Raw genomic sequence first — 14175 nt, forward strand, 5'->3', positions numbered from 1 at the left:
GATACAGTAGGCAAAGATAAGATCGTTTTCGAAGAGATCATGCGACTAGCTAGAGAATGGTGTGCATCTATTTAATACATAAATAAAACTACAGGCGTTTTATAAAAAAATTACAGGGAAGAAGAACGTCATGAAGTTGTGCGTAATGAATTAGCGTTAAGAAGCCTGAATTCATCTTGACAATCTTTCCACAAATCAGGTAGATAAGCTAGGGGATTGTAAGAGGACATGGAATATATTCATATCTTCCCTATGTTCATTAATGATGATGTGGAACTTACAAACCGGAAGTTATCGCTATGTATATCGGAAATTCACAAATAAGAGATTTTGTGACGAGGGAATGCGGTCGAAATTTCACACCGTACATATTGATTCTATATACAAAGACTGTCGTTGAAATATTGTATATTCTTACTTTTAAACAAAATAACCAGGCCTGGTTATTTTTAATTGATCATTCAATCTCATTGAAGTCACTGAAATGATTTTCTTCTAACCTTGAAGGAAGGTTAGAAGCGATATATTGGTTAACAAAGATCTCTTTATCATCTGTTTTTTCTTGATAAGACGTCATAAAGAATCTCTTATTAATATAATAGCGTTCTTCTTCAGGTTTTTCTTTCCAGTTTTTCAAAGCCTCTATTCGGAGTTCATTTCTAATAATTTCTGATCTTATTTGTATGTTAATTACTTCTTGTTTGTGATCTTCTAAGTAACGGTTGATCTTTTTTTTCTAATAATTCTCTTGTAAATGTTTGGTTTGCTTTTGCAATTTCATTAAGTTTGGTAGAAAGAAATGTTCCCAATTGATCTTTACTTTCTAGTATAGGTGCAGGGTTGTTGCTCTCATTGTCACTTTTAGACACTTTCCTGCTGCCTTTTTCCTCTTCGAGTAACTGTTTTATTGTAGGAATTGAGTGACCCTCATCGCGATATTGTTTTATTTGTAGTATGTTATCGACATCGTCGTTAGTTAAGTACCGATGATTTTCTTGATCACGCGGCAAAACCAATAAATCATATTTATCTTCCCAAGTTCGTATTGTAGAGCTTTTAATATTATACTTTTTTTTCAATTTGTTTTAGGGTGTATGTTCTTAAAACTTCTACATCATCCATATACGTTCACAACCTTTCGTAGGGTTATAATAATTTCGCGTTCTTTTCACAACCTCGATTCGTAAGGTCATTGCGAAGTTTTCATAAGCTTAAAAAAATTATCGCGGAATGTTACGAAATGCTATTATAAAAGTATCTATGTTTATCATAACAGAAGTCATTTTATATAAGTTAATTTTTTTTAGAGTTATTCATAGCCTTACAAAAGTTTCGCTTTTGTATTAAATCAATGCTTTCATAAGTGCGAGGGCCTTACGAAGAATTCGCTATGCGTTGTGAAACAAAGTAACTGCATAAAATTCAAGTTACAATTCGACTATCAATTGGGTAGATGATTAAATGAAATTGATAGGTCCAATATGCATTTAAGTAATCGATAATTTATAAAATAAAAAAACTAGTAATTTGCTAGCCGATAATAATTACCTTTAATTAAGACCATTGTTGATATGCCAACTGTGATCTCTGCATTAGAGTTTAAACAGGTTAATGCTAATAAATCTCGTGGTTTATTTCTTTCCTTTGATATCCAATAATCGATTGGTGGAAGAATGAGTGGGGGAAGTTATTACGAATGCAAAGTACAACTTTAATAAGAGACGTACCAATGTAAAGTCTTTCGGCTTTCTGTTCGTATTCGATGAATTTTTTGGTCATTTGAATCCATATTAATAAAACTTTAACTTGGTTTCATACTTAATTCACGGTCGATTTTGGTTAAATTTTTATTTGTATTTACAATAAGAAAGGCGCTATAATATCATCTCGTTCCTAACTAAGTAACTGATCTTCGACCAGAAATGCCTAACCAACGGTTCAATTAGTTGTGATATTCTCCGGTTTTATCATTTATAGAAATGTAAAAACAGCTTTGGAATACATAAACTAGAGAATTCTTAAATTTAATTTACATCAGGCAACATCTATCTTGAAGGAAGAAGCAGTAAGCCATATAATGGTTTGCTGCTTCTTCCTTCAAAAATAGTTCCTAATAACTAATGTTTAAATTAGATTTTTAGTTTATTTGTAGGGTGCCTATAAATAGCTAAAATGAATTTATTACTAAAAACAGGTGATAATAGTACGGTTTGTAAGGAGTTCAATAGTAAAAATTCTTTCATTTTGGTATATTTTAATCATTAATAATGCTTAGAGAGACCGGGATATATTCTATATAAAATTAAGCTAAGTAAAGTTTTTAGTATTGATTTATTTTTAATTTTATATAAGGAGGTCAATTGTGTGAGTAATTATCTAATTGATCACGACATAAAAAAAATTCATAAAACCCGATTTATTAATGACAAATGCTCACATAAATGTATTGTTGAAACAAAAAGAGAGTTTTTAAACAACGAAGAATACGTAAAAAAAGTTAATTTCTGAACAATGTTATGCATATTGTAACTTTTGTAAAGAAGCTTTTTTTCTAAAAATAAAATTTCAGTAGTGGTACACTGTAAAAATTACTATACACCTTTCATACAAAAACTTGCTTCTAAATGCAAGTTTTTTGTATGAAAGGTATATATTTATATAGTTAAACAATGCATTTTTAATTAAAAGGATTTGTGATCATCTCTTTCTTTCATATCCCGATTACGGTTTCGAATCGTCTTATTTTGTGCGTCTGTATAAGTGCTATTATCATGTTCTGATGATGTCTCGGGTCTAGTGTGATCTCCTCGGTTTCTTTGATCTCTATTCATGTTGGCTATTGTTTCAGCTTGAGCATTAGTGGTTGTTTCTAGGCCATCTTCATAACTTGATATATGTTGCATAGATTTACTCTCAGTATTCGCGTCAGGTTTAACAAAATCAGATGATTCTCCATGCCAAATTAAATCAAAAATTGCTCGTCCATTTGTGGGTTGACCGTCTGCATTATAGACAGGTACTACATCGAACAATATATAAAAAAATAAGTAGAATAAGAATATATCCCAAAATGTATTTGCTGGTAACACATTTTGTCCTACTAAGAAATTAATTAAAGTGGCAACTGCGAGCATACTAATAATTGGTGCAGAGTATATTAACCCATGCCAAAATTTACTATCGGCCGAATTTCGTCATATTCTACCCAACTGTTCATAAAAAAATATTTTCTAACCTCTAATGTTTTAGTTTTAAGTAATATTGGGCCACACCCAATTGTCATTTTTTTTATTTGTTGCTCCTAACAAAGTTGCCACTAAATAATAGCCACTCTCTCGAATTATCATTACAATAGGTAATATTATTAAAGCAGACATGAGTAAACGTGGTATATCAGTAATTCCAAACATATATATCGCCTCTAATTAGATATTTTTTTATAAATAATGTATTGTCCACTAGTAATTATATAAAAGATTTAATAAATAATATCAAATAATTAGTATTATAATTTAAGGAATCTAAATGTTTAATCACTATTAAGTCTGAGGAATAATTTTTTTGAGTCCTCAAATTATACACTTTTAACTGAATGGAGGAATCTTTATGATTACAGATTATTACCCATCACGCTTATCTGATGAAACAAAAGTAATTAAAAGAGAAGACCCAATCATTTATAATCGTGGGAAATTTGAAGGTCCTCTCAATTCTTCAGACATTGACTTATATGAAAAAAATGGCTTTTTAATTATGGATGAGTTGTCTCGAAAAATGAAATCGATACAATGATTAGCAATTACATCAAACTTTAGAGGAAGAAAAGGGAAAACGAGCAGATAATGTAATACTTGAACCCAATGGGGAAGAAGATAGATCAGTTTTTGAAATTCATAAAAATAGTGACTTTTTCAGTAAACTAGCAACAAATGATTACTTGGTTAAAGCTGCTCAACAACTGGTTGGCAGTGAGGTATATATACACCAATCTCGAATTAATTTTAAACCTGGATACCATGGAAAAAAAATTCTATTGACACTCTGATTTTGAAACTTAGCATGTGGAGGACGGAATGCCACGCCCCCGAGCTGTTAGCTGGTCTATCACATTAACGGATAATCACGAATATAACGGCCCATTAATGCTAATACCTGGTTCACATAAATGGTATGTTTCTTGTGCGGGTGAAACACCGGATAAGAATTATAATAAATCCTTGCAGAAACAAGAGTTAGGTATACCTGAAGTAGTTTGAATTTTTAATTTAGAAGGATGGACAACAAATAGCTCCTGCAACAGGCAAAGCGGGTATGGTACTCTTTTTTGAAAGTAATATTATGCATGGATCTGCGGGGAATATATCTCCTTTACCTAGGAGTAATGTATTCTTTGTGTATAACTCTATTTATAATAAATTAAAGAAACCTTTTGGTGACGCAAAGGCAAGACCAGAATTTCTCGGTAACCGCATAGAACCTATAAAACCTCTCGAACCGCGACCAACATTTAAAGAAAAAAAATTCTAGTATAAAAAGAATATACTAATCGATTTCTTTTTTTTGTATAAATTATACAAATTTCAATTAATTATTTTTAATGTAAAAGGTTTAAGGAATTTTAATATGGGAAAAAGTATACCATCCCCTTTCATCCTAGACTGTTGAAATAGTACCTTTCAACAGTCTTTTAATATGTGTACTTATTAATGAATAGAGCTTAGGTTTATAAACCTCAATGACTAAGAGAATGTTGTCATTGGCTTTTGTAAGGGTGTTCCTAACTTATTAAAGTATTTTCCATTCAGCTGTTAGGGTTACCATAAAGTCTATTCGAGAGAATATCTCCACGAAGATAGGCAGGCAATTTAAGGTTATTTTAAAAAAGGTTTGATTGAATTATTATAAAGAGAATTTGATAAATAAATATCAACGTTTTAGTAAATTAAGAATAAAGTTACGTAAAGATGTTTATGTTGATAAAAAAGGGGGTATTGATGTGGTTGAGACTTTTGATAAAAAGGACGGTAGGTATTAATTGGGACGATCAAAAGAGCTTACAGAAATATCTAACAGCATATTTCAAAATGTTGATAGCCTAACGATAAAACTACTCAAAAATACTAAAAGTAAGATTGACGATTCTCACCTTTTTAAAGGTGACATTGTTGAAATTCATTATACATTGTTAGAAAAACTAATAAAAAAAATAAAGCGTGAGCTTATAAAGTTTTCAGGAGTAAATGAAAGCAGTAATAACCTAGATTATGATCCTAAAAATCAAGTAGCAGAAATGAATGTAGCTTTAAGTTCAATGGTAGAGTTACTGACGATTTATCGCTCTGAGCTTTTGCATTACATACAAGAGGAATGTTATGAAAATAATGTTTCTACAAAAAAACAGCCATATACTTATGGACAAAACGATTCAAATTTTTGATCAAGCAATTATAGATTCTATTGATAATTATAATAGTAAGAACGAAGAAACTCTTGAAATTATGAGAAGAGAAATCGTTAAAGTATCTACACCCCTAGTTCCTGTAAGAGAGTTTGTTAATGTTTTGCCACTTATTGGGGAAATAACAGAGGGTCATACAGAGAACATCTACAATCATGTAATTCCAATGATTAAAGAGCAGTCTATTTCAACTATAATTCTTGATTTTTCAGGAGTGTATCGTCTAAATAATGAAGTGATTGAACGTTGCTTCAATATAGCTTCATCACTAGAATTGTTAGGCATTGAGCCTATAATTACTGGGGTTAGATCTGATTTAGCTAGTATGGTTATTCGATTCGGTCATAATATAAGATCATATAGAATATATCGAAATGTTCATGAGGCGCTTAACGCTCTAGATTTTTAGGTGAAGTTTAAATGGAGGAAGGTAAAGTTTTAAGTATAAGAGAATAACTCTAGGGTTCTAAATCAGATGAGCGAGTTTGAACTACTCGGCACTAAAGTAAAAGTACCGAGATTCCTAGAAGCAAAAACCTTGACCGAGCATGATGGATGTTGGACAGCGGGTTTCATTCATGACTAGGCGATCCCCGCAGGTCCAGCTGTTCTAAGTCCTTTGAAGGATGTTAACGGCTGCGCTGATGTTTCAGTCGTGATGTCGATGGCCAAGTTCGAATAGATCTGTGAGGATGGGAACTAGCGATCAACCTTAATGATCGTTTTCCCATACCAGTTGGCTTTGTACGTGAGCTGTGTGACAAACGTTGACCAGAAGGCGTTACTATGGCAGAAGCCAGCTTACGGTTGCGAAGCATCCCTTTTGTATGAAGGTCTTCCACAATACCACAACAATCACATCGTGGTTTGGATGAGTTCGGTGATAGATTATGCAAAAAGTCGTTTCGTTGCTGAACGACTTTTTCATGGAGCCGAGCGACGCTTCGCTTTTGCTTTTGGTAGTTTTTCGCCATGTGTAACGGGATCTCGCTACATATGGCTCGATGTGATAATTTGCGTTGCTCACGAGCGAGCTTTTGTCGCATCGCCTTTGTGAAGCAATTGTTGTCGATTTTTAGTCTGCTCGAAAGAATGGCGAAGTCGGTTATGCCAAGGTCTACACCAACGGCTGCGCATCAGCTTCGACTTTTAATATCGAGGCGAATGTACGTTCTGAAAATGTATATTCTTATGACAAGTATACTATGAATGGAATAAAACTCCGGTGTCCGGTAATTCAAGACCTCAAGGCAGAACACTCACGACTGAAGTCATGAGTGTTCTGCCTTACTTTATAAATAGAACCATAAGTTTTTCACTATTCCTCGTTGATCTAGTTTTAAGCTATATCTACTGTTGTCATGTATTTGTTTTTTAAATTCCACGAATAGCGATGCAACGATCGATATATTCATCTAAGAGGCCAGTCCTTTTCAGGTATTGCACAACCCAGGCACACAGACACGGACAGTTTGGAGACGAATTGTCCGTGTCTGATCGATCTACTTTCGTTGTTTGAATTCGGCTAATCGAAACAAGGTAATTTGATACGTTAACAGATTGAATTTTCATTTATGAGGATATAAATCCGTATTTTAAATAGCTATGTTTGTTTTATAAGTGTGGTAAACCAAGATAATACCATTTAATCACCATTAAATAACTGAATTTTCTGTTTTTATTAAGTTTAAGATAACTTTTATCAAAGGTCTTATCTTTTTACTTTTTAAATTTAAACTTAATTTAATTTCTTAACAAAAAGACATAGAAAAATAGTATGTGAATTTATTGTGCAAATTATTAATAATGATATTCAATTAGTAGCTGTTTCAAAGAGTTTTAAAATATTGTTTGAACAAGCTCTTGACATTAAATAACGATTTCATTAAGATAACAAAAAGAATCCGTATTATGAACTTAATGACCGCATTATGGACATAGAAAGGGCGAATACAAATGACAGAAAAGGAATTAGTACAATCGGTTGATCGAGCAATGGATTTGCTTTTCTGCTTTACTACTTCGGAGCCTACCTTAACTATGAAAGATTTCATAGAAAGAACAGGTTTGAAACGACCAACAGTTTTTCGTTTACTTAACACACTAATAACAAAAGGGCTAATTGAAAAAAACTGATCAGGGAGAATACAAGTTAGGCTTTCCTTTTATCAGGTTTGCACAGATTGTAACGGAATCTTTAAATGTACGGCAAGCTGCAATGAAAAACCTGAAAGCGCTTTCTCAGGAACTGGGAGAATCTGTTAGTTTAAATATTCTACAAGCTAATCGACGTATATGTATTGATAAGCTAGATGGCACACAAGATTTAACTCATTACGTTCGATTAGGCATTCATTACCCGCTTGTTAAAGGGGCGTCTGGCAAGATATTTCTTGCTTATTCTGATCGGAATTTTACTGAAGAAGTAATTCAAGAATGGGAAAAAGAACATAATAAAGAAATTGACCGCTCCATTTATTACAAGGAGCTAAATTATTTTAAAGAACAACGAGTAGCTGTAAGTAAAAATGATCGTGTAATGGGTGCTTATTCAATATCTTCACCAATATTTGATGCAAACGATACCATGATTGCTGCTCTAACTATATCAGGGCATGCTGGTAGGCTCGATGAAGAAATGGAACAGAATATGATTGAAAAAGTTAAAAAGGCAACAAGCGAAATTTCAAATAAAATGGGACATAAAAAGTTGGAGGTACAACATGGGAAAAACAGTTATTGAGAAGATTATTTCCAATCATAGTAAGAAATCAGTTTATGCTGGAGAGATGACTATTATTAATGTGGATTCAACTATGGCAACGGATGCCACTGCTCCTATCGCTATGAAGAGTTTTAAGGAAATGGGTGGAGAGCAGGTTGTAAATCCTGAATCCATCACACTTGTAATTGATCACGCATCACCTGCACCTAATGAAAGGATAGCGAACTTACATCAATCAATGCGTGACTTTGCAAAGAAACAGAATATTCGACTTTATGATGTGGGGGAAGGGATCTGTCACCAGCTGATGGTTGACAATCATCATGTACAACCAGGTCAAGTCGTGCTGGGAGCAGATTCTCACACTGTAACTTATGGAGCACTAGGCGCATTTGCTACTGGAGTAGGCTCTACGGATTTGGCTGGTGTATGGTTAACTGGTCAGACATGGGTTAAGGTTCCGGAGACAATAAAGATAGAAATAAATGGTCAATTACCTGAAGATGTCTCGAGTAAAGATATTATTTTACATATTGTTGGTAAGCTAGGAATTTCGGGAGCGACCTATAAAGCAATCGAGTTCACTGGGACAGCAGTTCGTTCTATGTCACTTTCAAGTAGAATGACACTTGCAAATATGTCTATAGAAATGGGGGCGAAAGCAGGAATAGTAGATACTGAAAATTTAAAATGGTCCGAACCATTCGAGCGTATCATTGCGGATGAAGATGCTGTTTATGATAGCATTCACGAAATCGATGCTTCAATCCTTCAGCCTCAAGTTTCCGTCCCTCATTCACCAGACCACGTGGTAAATATAAAAGACCTCGTTGGAACAACAATTCATCAAGGATTTATCGGTAGTTGTACAAATGGAAAACTTGAAGACTTGCAAATGGCTGCTCGAGTATTGGAAGGGAAGAAGATTAAAAAGGGTACTAGACTACTAATTGCCCCAGCATCTAGAAAAGTGTTTCATGATGCTATGTCAGATGGTACGGCACAAATTTTAATGAATTCGGGCGCGACATTTTTAACTTCTGGATGTGGTCCGTGCGTAGGTACACATATGGGGGTACCAGGGAATGGAGAAAATGTCATTTCATCTACTAATCGTAACTTTCCAGGCAGAATGGGGAATCCAAAAGCAAATGTATATTTAAGTTCGCCTAGTGTTGTCGCCCAAACAATGATTTATGGCGAGATTACTTATGAAAAGAAAGGATCACTTTAATTATGAAATATATAGGAAACACACATGTATATAAAATTGATAATATTGATACCGATAGAATTATTCCTGGGAAGTATACTAAAACATTAGATTATTCAAGTTTTGCAGAACATGTACTTGAAGATTTGGATCCTGGATTCTCAAAAAAAAGCCAAAAATGGTGACATCCTTGTTGTAGGGGAGAATTTCGGTTGTGGATCCTCAAGAGAACAAGCTCCACTCGCGATTAAATCAAAAGGGATTTCAATTATTATTGCTCGTTCTTTTGCAAGGATATTTTTTTAGAAACTCAGTGAATGTGGGTATGCCGGTTATTGAAGTACCCAATCACAAGATAGAAAAAGGGGACTCTGTTGAGGTTAATCTCTCACAAGGAACGGTTCTTAATCTTACTACCAAAGAAGAATATCAAGGGACTGTGATGCCTGACATAATGATTCGAATCTTTGAAGAAGGCGGGTTAGATGATTACTTAAAAAAATATAAAAGTTATCAACTATAAGGAGGTTAAATAATGTTTAAGAAAAATCATTTAGTAATTCTGTGTACAATACTTTTATTGTCTGCTTGTAATGAAAGTGCGGATTCTGATGCTCAATCGTCTACATGGCCCGATGAAGAAATTACAATGGTGGTTCCTTTTCCGACTGGAGGTACTGCTGACCGACAAGCAAGGGCATTAGCTTCTGTAATGGGAGAAGAGTTGGGTGTAAGAATTCTTGTTGACAATCGCGAGGGTGGTGCAAGTGCTATTGGTGCAACAAGCCATTTTCAACAAGATTCAAACGATGGAACATACTTCATTTATAACTCGCACCCTCACTTTGAAGCAACTATTCTACGTGGAGCGTCTTATGAATTCGAGGATTTTGATTATATGGGAATCATTCATGAATCGCCAATTGCTATATGGGTGCCTAGTGACTCTGAATATCAAACGTTAGAAGATTTACTCCTAGACATTGAGCAGAATCCAAATACTCTAAGTTATTCTATGATTTCATCTTCTTGGTCAGATACTTCTATTAAAATATTATCGAATGAATTGGGTTTAGAAGTTAGGGACATCCCTTACGACGGTGGGGCAGAAATAAGAACAGCTTTACTAGGCGGAGAAGTAGATTTCATGGCATCGGATGTTGAAGGAACAATTGCAGGTGGGGAGATGATTTACGTGCTTTGGCAGTCTTCTCTGATGAGCCTTATGAGCAGCGTCCAGAAATTCCTCTCATCAATGAAGAACTCGACGAAATGGGTATAAATAGTGAGATGCCTGTTATCTCTAACCGCCGTTTTGCTCAAGTGAAAGCAAGTTTTAGAGAAGAATATCCAGAACGGTATGAAATACTAGCAGAAGCGATAGAGTCCGCAGCAAAGAGTGAGGAATTTAACGAATGGGGAGAAACACAGGATATGTACTTTACTTGGATAACAGAAGAAGATACACATGTTCTTTTAGAAGATACTTTTCAACTGATGAATGAATATCGCAATCTATTTGAATAGGTGGTTTGTGACATGGCAGCAGAAATGAAACAATTTCTATTTTTATTGTTTGTGGGGTCATTTACAGCCTATTATTACATTGATGTACAGTCATTACCTGAACCTGAAGAGCGAGTACTAGTTGAAGTTATAGCCGTAGGGTTAATGGTTTTAATATTTTTAAGAGGTAGTTTCTCAGTTTATAAGATGATACGCCTTCGCAATGACGAACGTCGCTTGTTCGAGATTTTATGATTTGGATTGCGAGTAAGCAAGCAATGCTATTGCTGTCACTGGTACTATATGTAATTTCAATCCCAATTTTAGGCTTTTTTTTCATCAACCATACTCTTTTTTTATTGGACTTAACTTTTATCTAAAAAGTAGAAAGGTTTGGGAGATGACACTACTTCCAATAGTTGTTCTATCAATCATTTACTTAATTTTTGTATTTTTTTTACAAGTTAATATTCCAACTGGATTATTGATTTAATGAGGAGGTGTTTATTTGATTGATGTACCTGCTTTACTAGACGGTTTACAAATTGTTCTGAGTTGGCAAGTACTCCTATTTATTATTTTAGGTTTAGTTGTCGGTGTAATTCTCGGTGCAGTTCCTGGAGTATCTGGAGCGCTTGGAATCGCTTTAACTTTACCGCTAACGTATACAATGCAGCCACTGGATGCCATTATGTTTCTTTCGGGAATGTTTACAGGTTCTGTATATGCAGGCGGCATTACAGCTGTAATGCTTAATATTCCAGGCTCGCCAGGTGCTGTTGCTACTACACTTGACGGTTACCCTATGACGAAACAAGGGCGGCAGAATGAAGCCTCGGGGCTGGTCTCATGTCATCTGTAATTGGGTGTTTGGTGAGTTATATTGTCGTTTTCTTTCTCATTCAGTCAATGGGTAACTTTGTCTTACTTTTTCAAGCACCTGAAATGTTAATGCTTGCTGTCTTTGCTCTTTCAATTATTAGCATGATTAAAGGGAACCTATCCAAAGCACTCATTGCTGGGTTTCTTGGTTTACTTCTAGGGTCTATCGGAGCAACGGCTTACGGACGTGAAAGAGGGACATTTGGTCAAATTGAATTATATGAAGGTATTCAAATTGTTCCTGCTTTAATGGGGCTTTTGGCTATCTCTGAACTTTTCTATCTTGTACAGCAAAAGTTCATTGTTGGTGATAAAACGACTCATATTCAGAGAAGTTTAAAAGACTTTGTGAAAGGTTGCATGTTGGTTATTAAGCAGAAGGTTAACACTATACGTTCCATTATCATTGGAATCTTTATTGGAGTTTTGCCTGCTGCAGGAGCTACAGTGGCTTCTTTAGTTAGCTATTCTCAAGCGCAAACTTTCTCGAAAAACAAGGATAATTTCGGGAAAGGAGAAGACAGTGGTCTAATTGCTGCAGAAACTGCCAACAGCTCTTCAGAAGGAGGAGGCATGGCCACAATGCTTACCTTCGGCATACCAGGAGGTAGTGCAACTGCCGTGTTAATGGCGGCGTTTATGATTCATGGTTTAACACCAGGACCATACCTTATTCGTGACCATATGGATCTGACGTACGCTGTTATTATTGGAAACATTATTCAGGCGTTCTTTCTTTTATTTATTGGTTTTATTTTTGTCTGGTATTTCAGTAAGTTAGTACTGGCCCCTGCGCGTCTTATCATACCTATTGTGGCAATTTTCTCGTTACTAGGTGCTTTCTCGGTAAGAGGTATTTATTTAGATGTCGTACTAACATTAGGTTTTGCAGTTCTTGCTCTTGTGATGCGTAAGCTTGATTATCCATTGATTGCTGTACTTTTAGGTCTTATTCTTGGTGCAACGATTGATGGTGAGATGACAAGGACACTCTTGATTTATGAAGGACAATACTTATCACTTTTTGAGCGACCAATTTTTACGACGATGTTTGTAATTACAATGTTACTGTTTATTCTACCTCTCGTGCAAAAGATATGGGCTAGAAAAAAAAGAAAAGTTAACAGAAGGAGAACTCTAAATGATTCAGCAACGTTCAGGACCTCTCGTCGGTATACGAATCCTTGATCTATCTACCATGATTGCTGCACCCTATGGAGCCACGTTACTATCAGATTTTGGTGCAGAAGTAATTAAAGTTGAAATGCCCTGTAAAGGAGATTCCCTTCGTAGTATGGGTCCTTTTAAAGATGGGGAGCCACTTCGGTGGCCTGGGCTCGCAAGAAACAAGAAATCATTGACACTTGATTTACATCATGAAGAAGGACAGAAGATTTTAAAACAATTAGTTAGAGAATCTGATCTAATTATTGAAAATTTCAGACCTGGAACTTTGGAGAAATGGAATTTAAGCTATGAACAATTAAAGCAATATAATGAAAAGGTCATAATGATTCGTGTCACCGGATATGGACAGACAGGGCCGTACTCACCAAAGGCAGGCTTTGGGACACCGGCTACAGCATTTAGCGGCTATACGTATTTACAAGGGTACTCGGATCGTCCTCCAATTAGCCCTTCTTTTTCTTTGTTAGATTATATTACTGGTGTGTATGTAGCGTTCGCTGCATGTGCAGCGCTATATTATCGAGATGCGCAAGGGGGTGAAGGGCAAATCGTTGATATTGGTTTATATGAGTCTATGTTTCGTATGATGGAATTCCTGGTTGCAGATTACGATCAAAATGAAGTCGTGAAAGAGCGATCACCAGGGTTAAGTGGACATTCTAGTCCAGCGGGAACGTTCCAAACCAAAGATGGTCATTGGCTTGTTCTTGTCACAAGTTCTGATTCTACGTTTGCCCGTTTAGCTAAAGCAATGAATCGAGATGATATGCTTAAGGACGAACGTTATTACACAAACTCAGTACGCCTAGAGAGATTTGAAGAGACGAATGGTATCGTTGCTGATTGGGTAAAGTTGTGGAATCGTCAAGAGCTTTTAGCTCACCTAGATGAGTATGGTGTTCCAATTAGTGCGATAAATAGTATTGAAGACATTTTCTCTGATCCTCATTACAAAGCACGTGAAAATATAATAGAAATGAGTCATCCTCGCTTAGGTAACGTGAAAATGCCTGGTGTAGTACCAAAGTTTTCAGAAACACCAGGAAAAGTGACAAACGTTGGACCAGACCTTGGTGAACATAACGAAGAGATTCTTACTGACATGATTGGATTGAAAGAAGATAAAATCCAAGCTTTAAAACAACAAGGTGTTATTTAAGGAGGTACAATAATATGAAAATAAATATTCATGAGGTATGTCCA

Annotated in this window: 18 protein-coding genes and 1 pseudogene; 15 read left to right on the forward strand and 4 right to left on the reverse strand. The window is 35.3% G+C overall.

The window, feature by feature from the left end:
- Positions 1–457 precede the first annotated feature (457 nt).
- The 3 genes from JCM19055_RS12475 to JCM19055_RS23895 all read right to left on the reverse strand — a co-directional run bounded on the left by JCM19055_RS12475 (position 458) and on the right by JCM19055_RS23895 (position 3134).
- Positions 458–637 carry a hypothetical protein gene (locus JCM19055_RS12475; RefSeq protein ID WP_042359957.1) on the reverse strand — a complete coding sequence of 60 codons (180 nt, stop codon included), beginning with the start codon at positions 635–637 and terminating at the stop codon, positions 458–460.
- Between the two features lie 49 nt (positions 638–686).
- Positions 687–1079 carry a helix-turn-helix domain-containing protein gene (locus JCM19055_RS12480; protein WP_042359958.1) on the reverse strand — a complete coding sequence of 131 codons (393 nt, stop codon included), beginning with the start codon at positions 1077–1079 and terminating at the stop codon, positions 687–689.
- Between the two features lie 1602 nt (positions 1080–2681).
- Positions 2682–3134, reverse strand: a complete 453-nt coding sequence (locus tag JCM19055_RS23895; protein WP_052366289.1) for a hypothetical protein — start codon at positions 3132–3134, stop codon at positions 2682–2684.
- 472 nt (positions 3135–3606) lie between these two features.
- Between JCM19055_RS23895 and JCM19055_RS31780 the strand changes: the two genes are divergently transcribed.
- The 5 genes from JCM19055_RS31780 to JCM19055_RS12500 all read left to right on the forward strand — a co-directional run bounded on the left by JCM19055_RS31780 (position 3607) and on the right by JCM19055_RS12500 (position 5867).
- Positions 3607–3792 (forward strand): hypothetical protein, encoded by a 186-nt coding sequence (locus JCM19055_RS31780; RefSeq protein WP_370543112.1) that lies wholly within the window; start codon positions 3607–3609, stop codon positions 3790–3792.
- A gap of 281 nt (positions 3793–4073) precedes the next feature.
- A complete protein-coding gene (locus JCM19055_RS31785) occupies positions 4074–4256 on the forward strand; it encodes a phytanoyl-CoA dioxygenase family protein (protein ID WP_370543113.1) in 183 nt (60 codons plus the stop codon).
- 28 nt (positions 4257–4284) lie between these two features.
- Positions 4285–4527, forward strand: coding sequence for a hypothetical protein (locus tag JCM19055_RS31790; RefSeq protein ID WP_370543122.1), 243 nt, complete (start codon positions 4285–4287; stop codon positions 4525–4527).
- A gap of 508 nt (positions 4528–5035) precedes the next feature.
- On the forward strand, positions 5036–5437 hold the full coding sequence (locus JCM19055_RS12495; RefSeq protein ID WP_042359959.1) for a hypothetical protein: 402 nt from the start codon (positions 5036–5038) through the stop codon (positions 5435–5437).
- Positions 5412–5867, forward strand: a complete 456-nt coding sequence (locus JCM19055_RS12500) for an STAS domain-containing protein (RefSeq protein ID WP_042359960.1) — start codon at positions 5412–5414, stop codon at positions 5865–5867. Before JCM19055_RS12495 ends, JCM19055_RS12500 begins: the two co-directional genes overlap by 26 nt.
- Positions 5868–6087: 220 nt before the next feature.
- Here JCM19055_RS12500 and JCM19055_RS25510 read toward each other — a convergent pair whose 3' ends face one another.
- Positions 6088–6567, reverse strand: a complete 480-nt coding sequence (locus JCM19055_RS25510; RefSeq protein WP_081833665.1) for a transposase — start codon at positions 6565–6567, stop codon at positions 6088–6090.
- Positions 6568–7498: 931 nt separating this feature from the next.
- On the opposite strand from JCM19055_RS25510, the gene JCM19055_RS31795 reads away from it, so the two are divergent.
- From JCM19055_RS31795 to JCM19055_RS12555, 10 genes and pseudogenes are all read left to right on the forward strand, one after another.
- Complete coding sequence (locus tag JCM19055_RS31795) at positions 7499–7594, forward strand: helix-turn-helix domain-containing protein (RefSeq protein WP_370543123.1); 96 nt, start codon at positions 7499–7501, stop codon at positions 7592–7594.
- Positions 7581–8201: an IclR family transcriptional regulator gene (locus JCM19055_RS12515; protein ID WP_042359963.1), complete on the forward strand. Its 621-nt coding sequence runs from the start codon at positions 7581–7583 to the stop codon at positions 8199–8201. The genes JCM19055_RS31795 and JCM19055_RS12515 overlap by 14 nt, the downstream gene beginning before the upstream one ends.
- Positions 8182–9417 (forward strand): 3-isopropylmalate dehydratase large subunit, encoded by a 1236-nt coding sequence (locus JCM19055_RS12520; protein ID WP_042359964.1) that lies wholly within the window; start codon positions 8182–8184, stop codon positions 9415–9417. Before JCM19055_RS12515 ends, JCM19055_RS12520 begins: the two co-directional genes overlap by 20 nt.
- Positions 9418–9528: 111 nt before the next feature.
- Positions 9529–9702 (forward strand): hypothetical protein, encoded by a 174-nt coding sequence (locus JCM19055_RS30920; protein ID WP_305047346.1) that lies wholly within the window; start codon positions 9529–9531, stop codon positions 9700–9702.
- A complete protein-coding gene (locus JCM19055_RS30925; RefSeq protein ID WP_305047347.1) occupies positions 9671–9919 on the forward strand; it encodes a hypothetical protein in 249 nt (82 codons plus the stop codon). Before JCM19055_RS30920 ends, JCM19055_RS30925 begins: the two co-directional genes overlap by 32 nt.
- 12 nt (positions 9920–9931) lie before the next feature.
- A complete protein-coding gene (locus JCM19055_RS12530) occupies positions 9932–10678 on the forward strand; it encodes a tripartite tricarboxylate transporter substrate-binding protein (RefSeq protein WP_042359965.1) in 747 nt (248 codons plus the stop codon).
- Positions 10669–10923, forward strand: a complete 255-nt coding sequence (locus JCM19055_RS12535) for a hypothetical protein (protein WP_042359966.1) — start codon at positions 10669–10671, stop codon at positions 10921–10923. Before JCM19055_RS12530 ends, JCM19055_RS12535 begins: the two co-directional genes overlap by 10 nt.
- Positions 10924–10935: 12 nt before the next feature.
- A complete protein-coding gene (locus JCM19055_RS12540) occupies positions 10936–11157 on the forward strand; it encodes a hypothetical protein (protein ID WP_042359967.1) in 222 nt (73 codons plus the stop codon).
- 253 nt (positions 11158–11410) lie between these two features.
- A pseudogene (locus JCM19055_RS12550) lies at positions 11411–12972 on the forward strand (tripartite tricarboxylate transporter permease).
- Positions 12926–14131, forward strand: a complete 1206-nt coding sequence (locus JCM19055_RS12555; protein ID WP_042359970.1) for a CaiB/BaiF CoA-transferase family protein — start codon at positions 12926–12928, stop codon at positions 14129–14131. Before JCM19055_RS12550 ends, JCM19055_RS12555 begins: the two are co-directional and overlap by 47 nt.
- Positions 14132–14175 lie beyond the last annotated feature (44 nt).

Origin of the sequence: Geomicrobium sp. JCM 19055 (genome assembly GCF_000698185.1) — a bacterium.
In the GTDB taxonomy this organism is placed as follows: domain Bacteria; phylum Bacillota; class Bacilli; order Bacillales; family Marinococcaceae; genus Geomicrobium_A; species Geomicrobium_A sediminis.

Excerpts from the sequence above, each read along its gene's own strand:
- JCM19055_RS31795 (WP_370543123.1), top strand. The coding sequence starts at position 7,499 with ATGAAAGATTTCATAGAAAGAACAGGTTTGAAACGACCAACAGTTTTT.
- JCM19055_RS31785 (WP_370543113.1), top strand. The coding sequence starts at position 4,074 with ATGCCACGCCCCCGAGCTGTTAGCTGGTCTATCACATTAACGGATAAT.
- JCM19055_RS12555 (WP_042359970.1), top strand. The coding sequence starts at position 12,926 with ATGATTCAGCAACGTTCAGGACCTCTCGTCGGTATACGAATCCTTGAT.
- JCM19055_RS23895 (WP_052366289.1), bottom strand. The coding sequence starts at position 3,134 with ATGCTCGCAGTTGCCACTTTAATTAATTTCTTAGTAGGACAAAATGTG.
- JCM19055_RS12540 (WP_042359967.1), top strand. The coding sequence starts at position 10,936 with ATGGCAGCAGAAATGAAACAATTTCTATTTTTATTGTTTGTGGGGTCA.
- JCM19055_RS12530 (WP_042359965.1), top strand. The coding sequence starts at position 9,932 with ATGTTTAAGAAAAATCATTTAGTAATTCTGTGTACAATACTTTTATTG.
- JCM19055_RS12500 (WP_042359960.1), top strand. The coding sequence starts at position 5,412 with ATGGACAAAACGATTCAAATTTTTGATCAAGCAATTATAGATTCTATT.
- JCM19055_RS12535 (WP_042359966.1), top strand. The coding sequence starts at position 10,669 with ATGGGTATAAATAGTGAGATGCCTGTTATCTCTAACCGCCGTTTTGCT.
- JCM19055_RS31780 (WP_370543112.1), top strand. The coding sequence starts at position 3,607 with ATGATTACAGATTATTACCCATCACGCTTATCTGATGAAACAAAAGTA.
- JCM19055_RS30920 (WP_305047346.1), top strand. The coding sequence starts at position 9,529 with ATGTACTTGAAGATTTGGATCCTGGATTCTCAAAAAAAAGCCAAAAAT.
- JCM19055_RS12520 (WP_042359964.1), top strand. The coding sequence starts at position 8,182 with ATGGGAAAAACAGTTATTGAGAAGATTATTTCCAATCATAGTAAGAAA.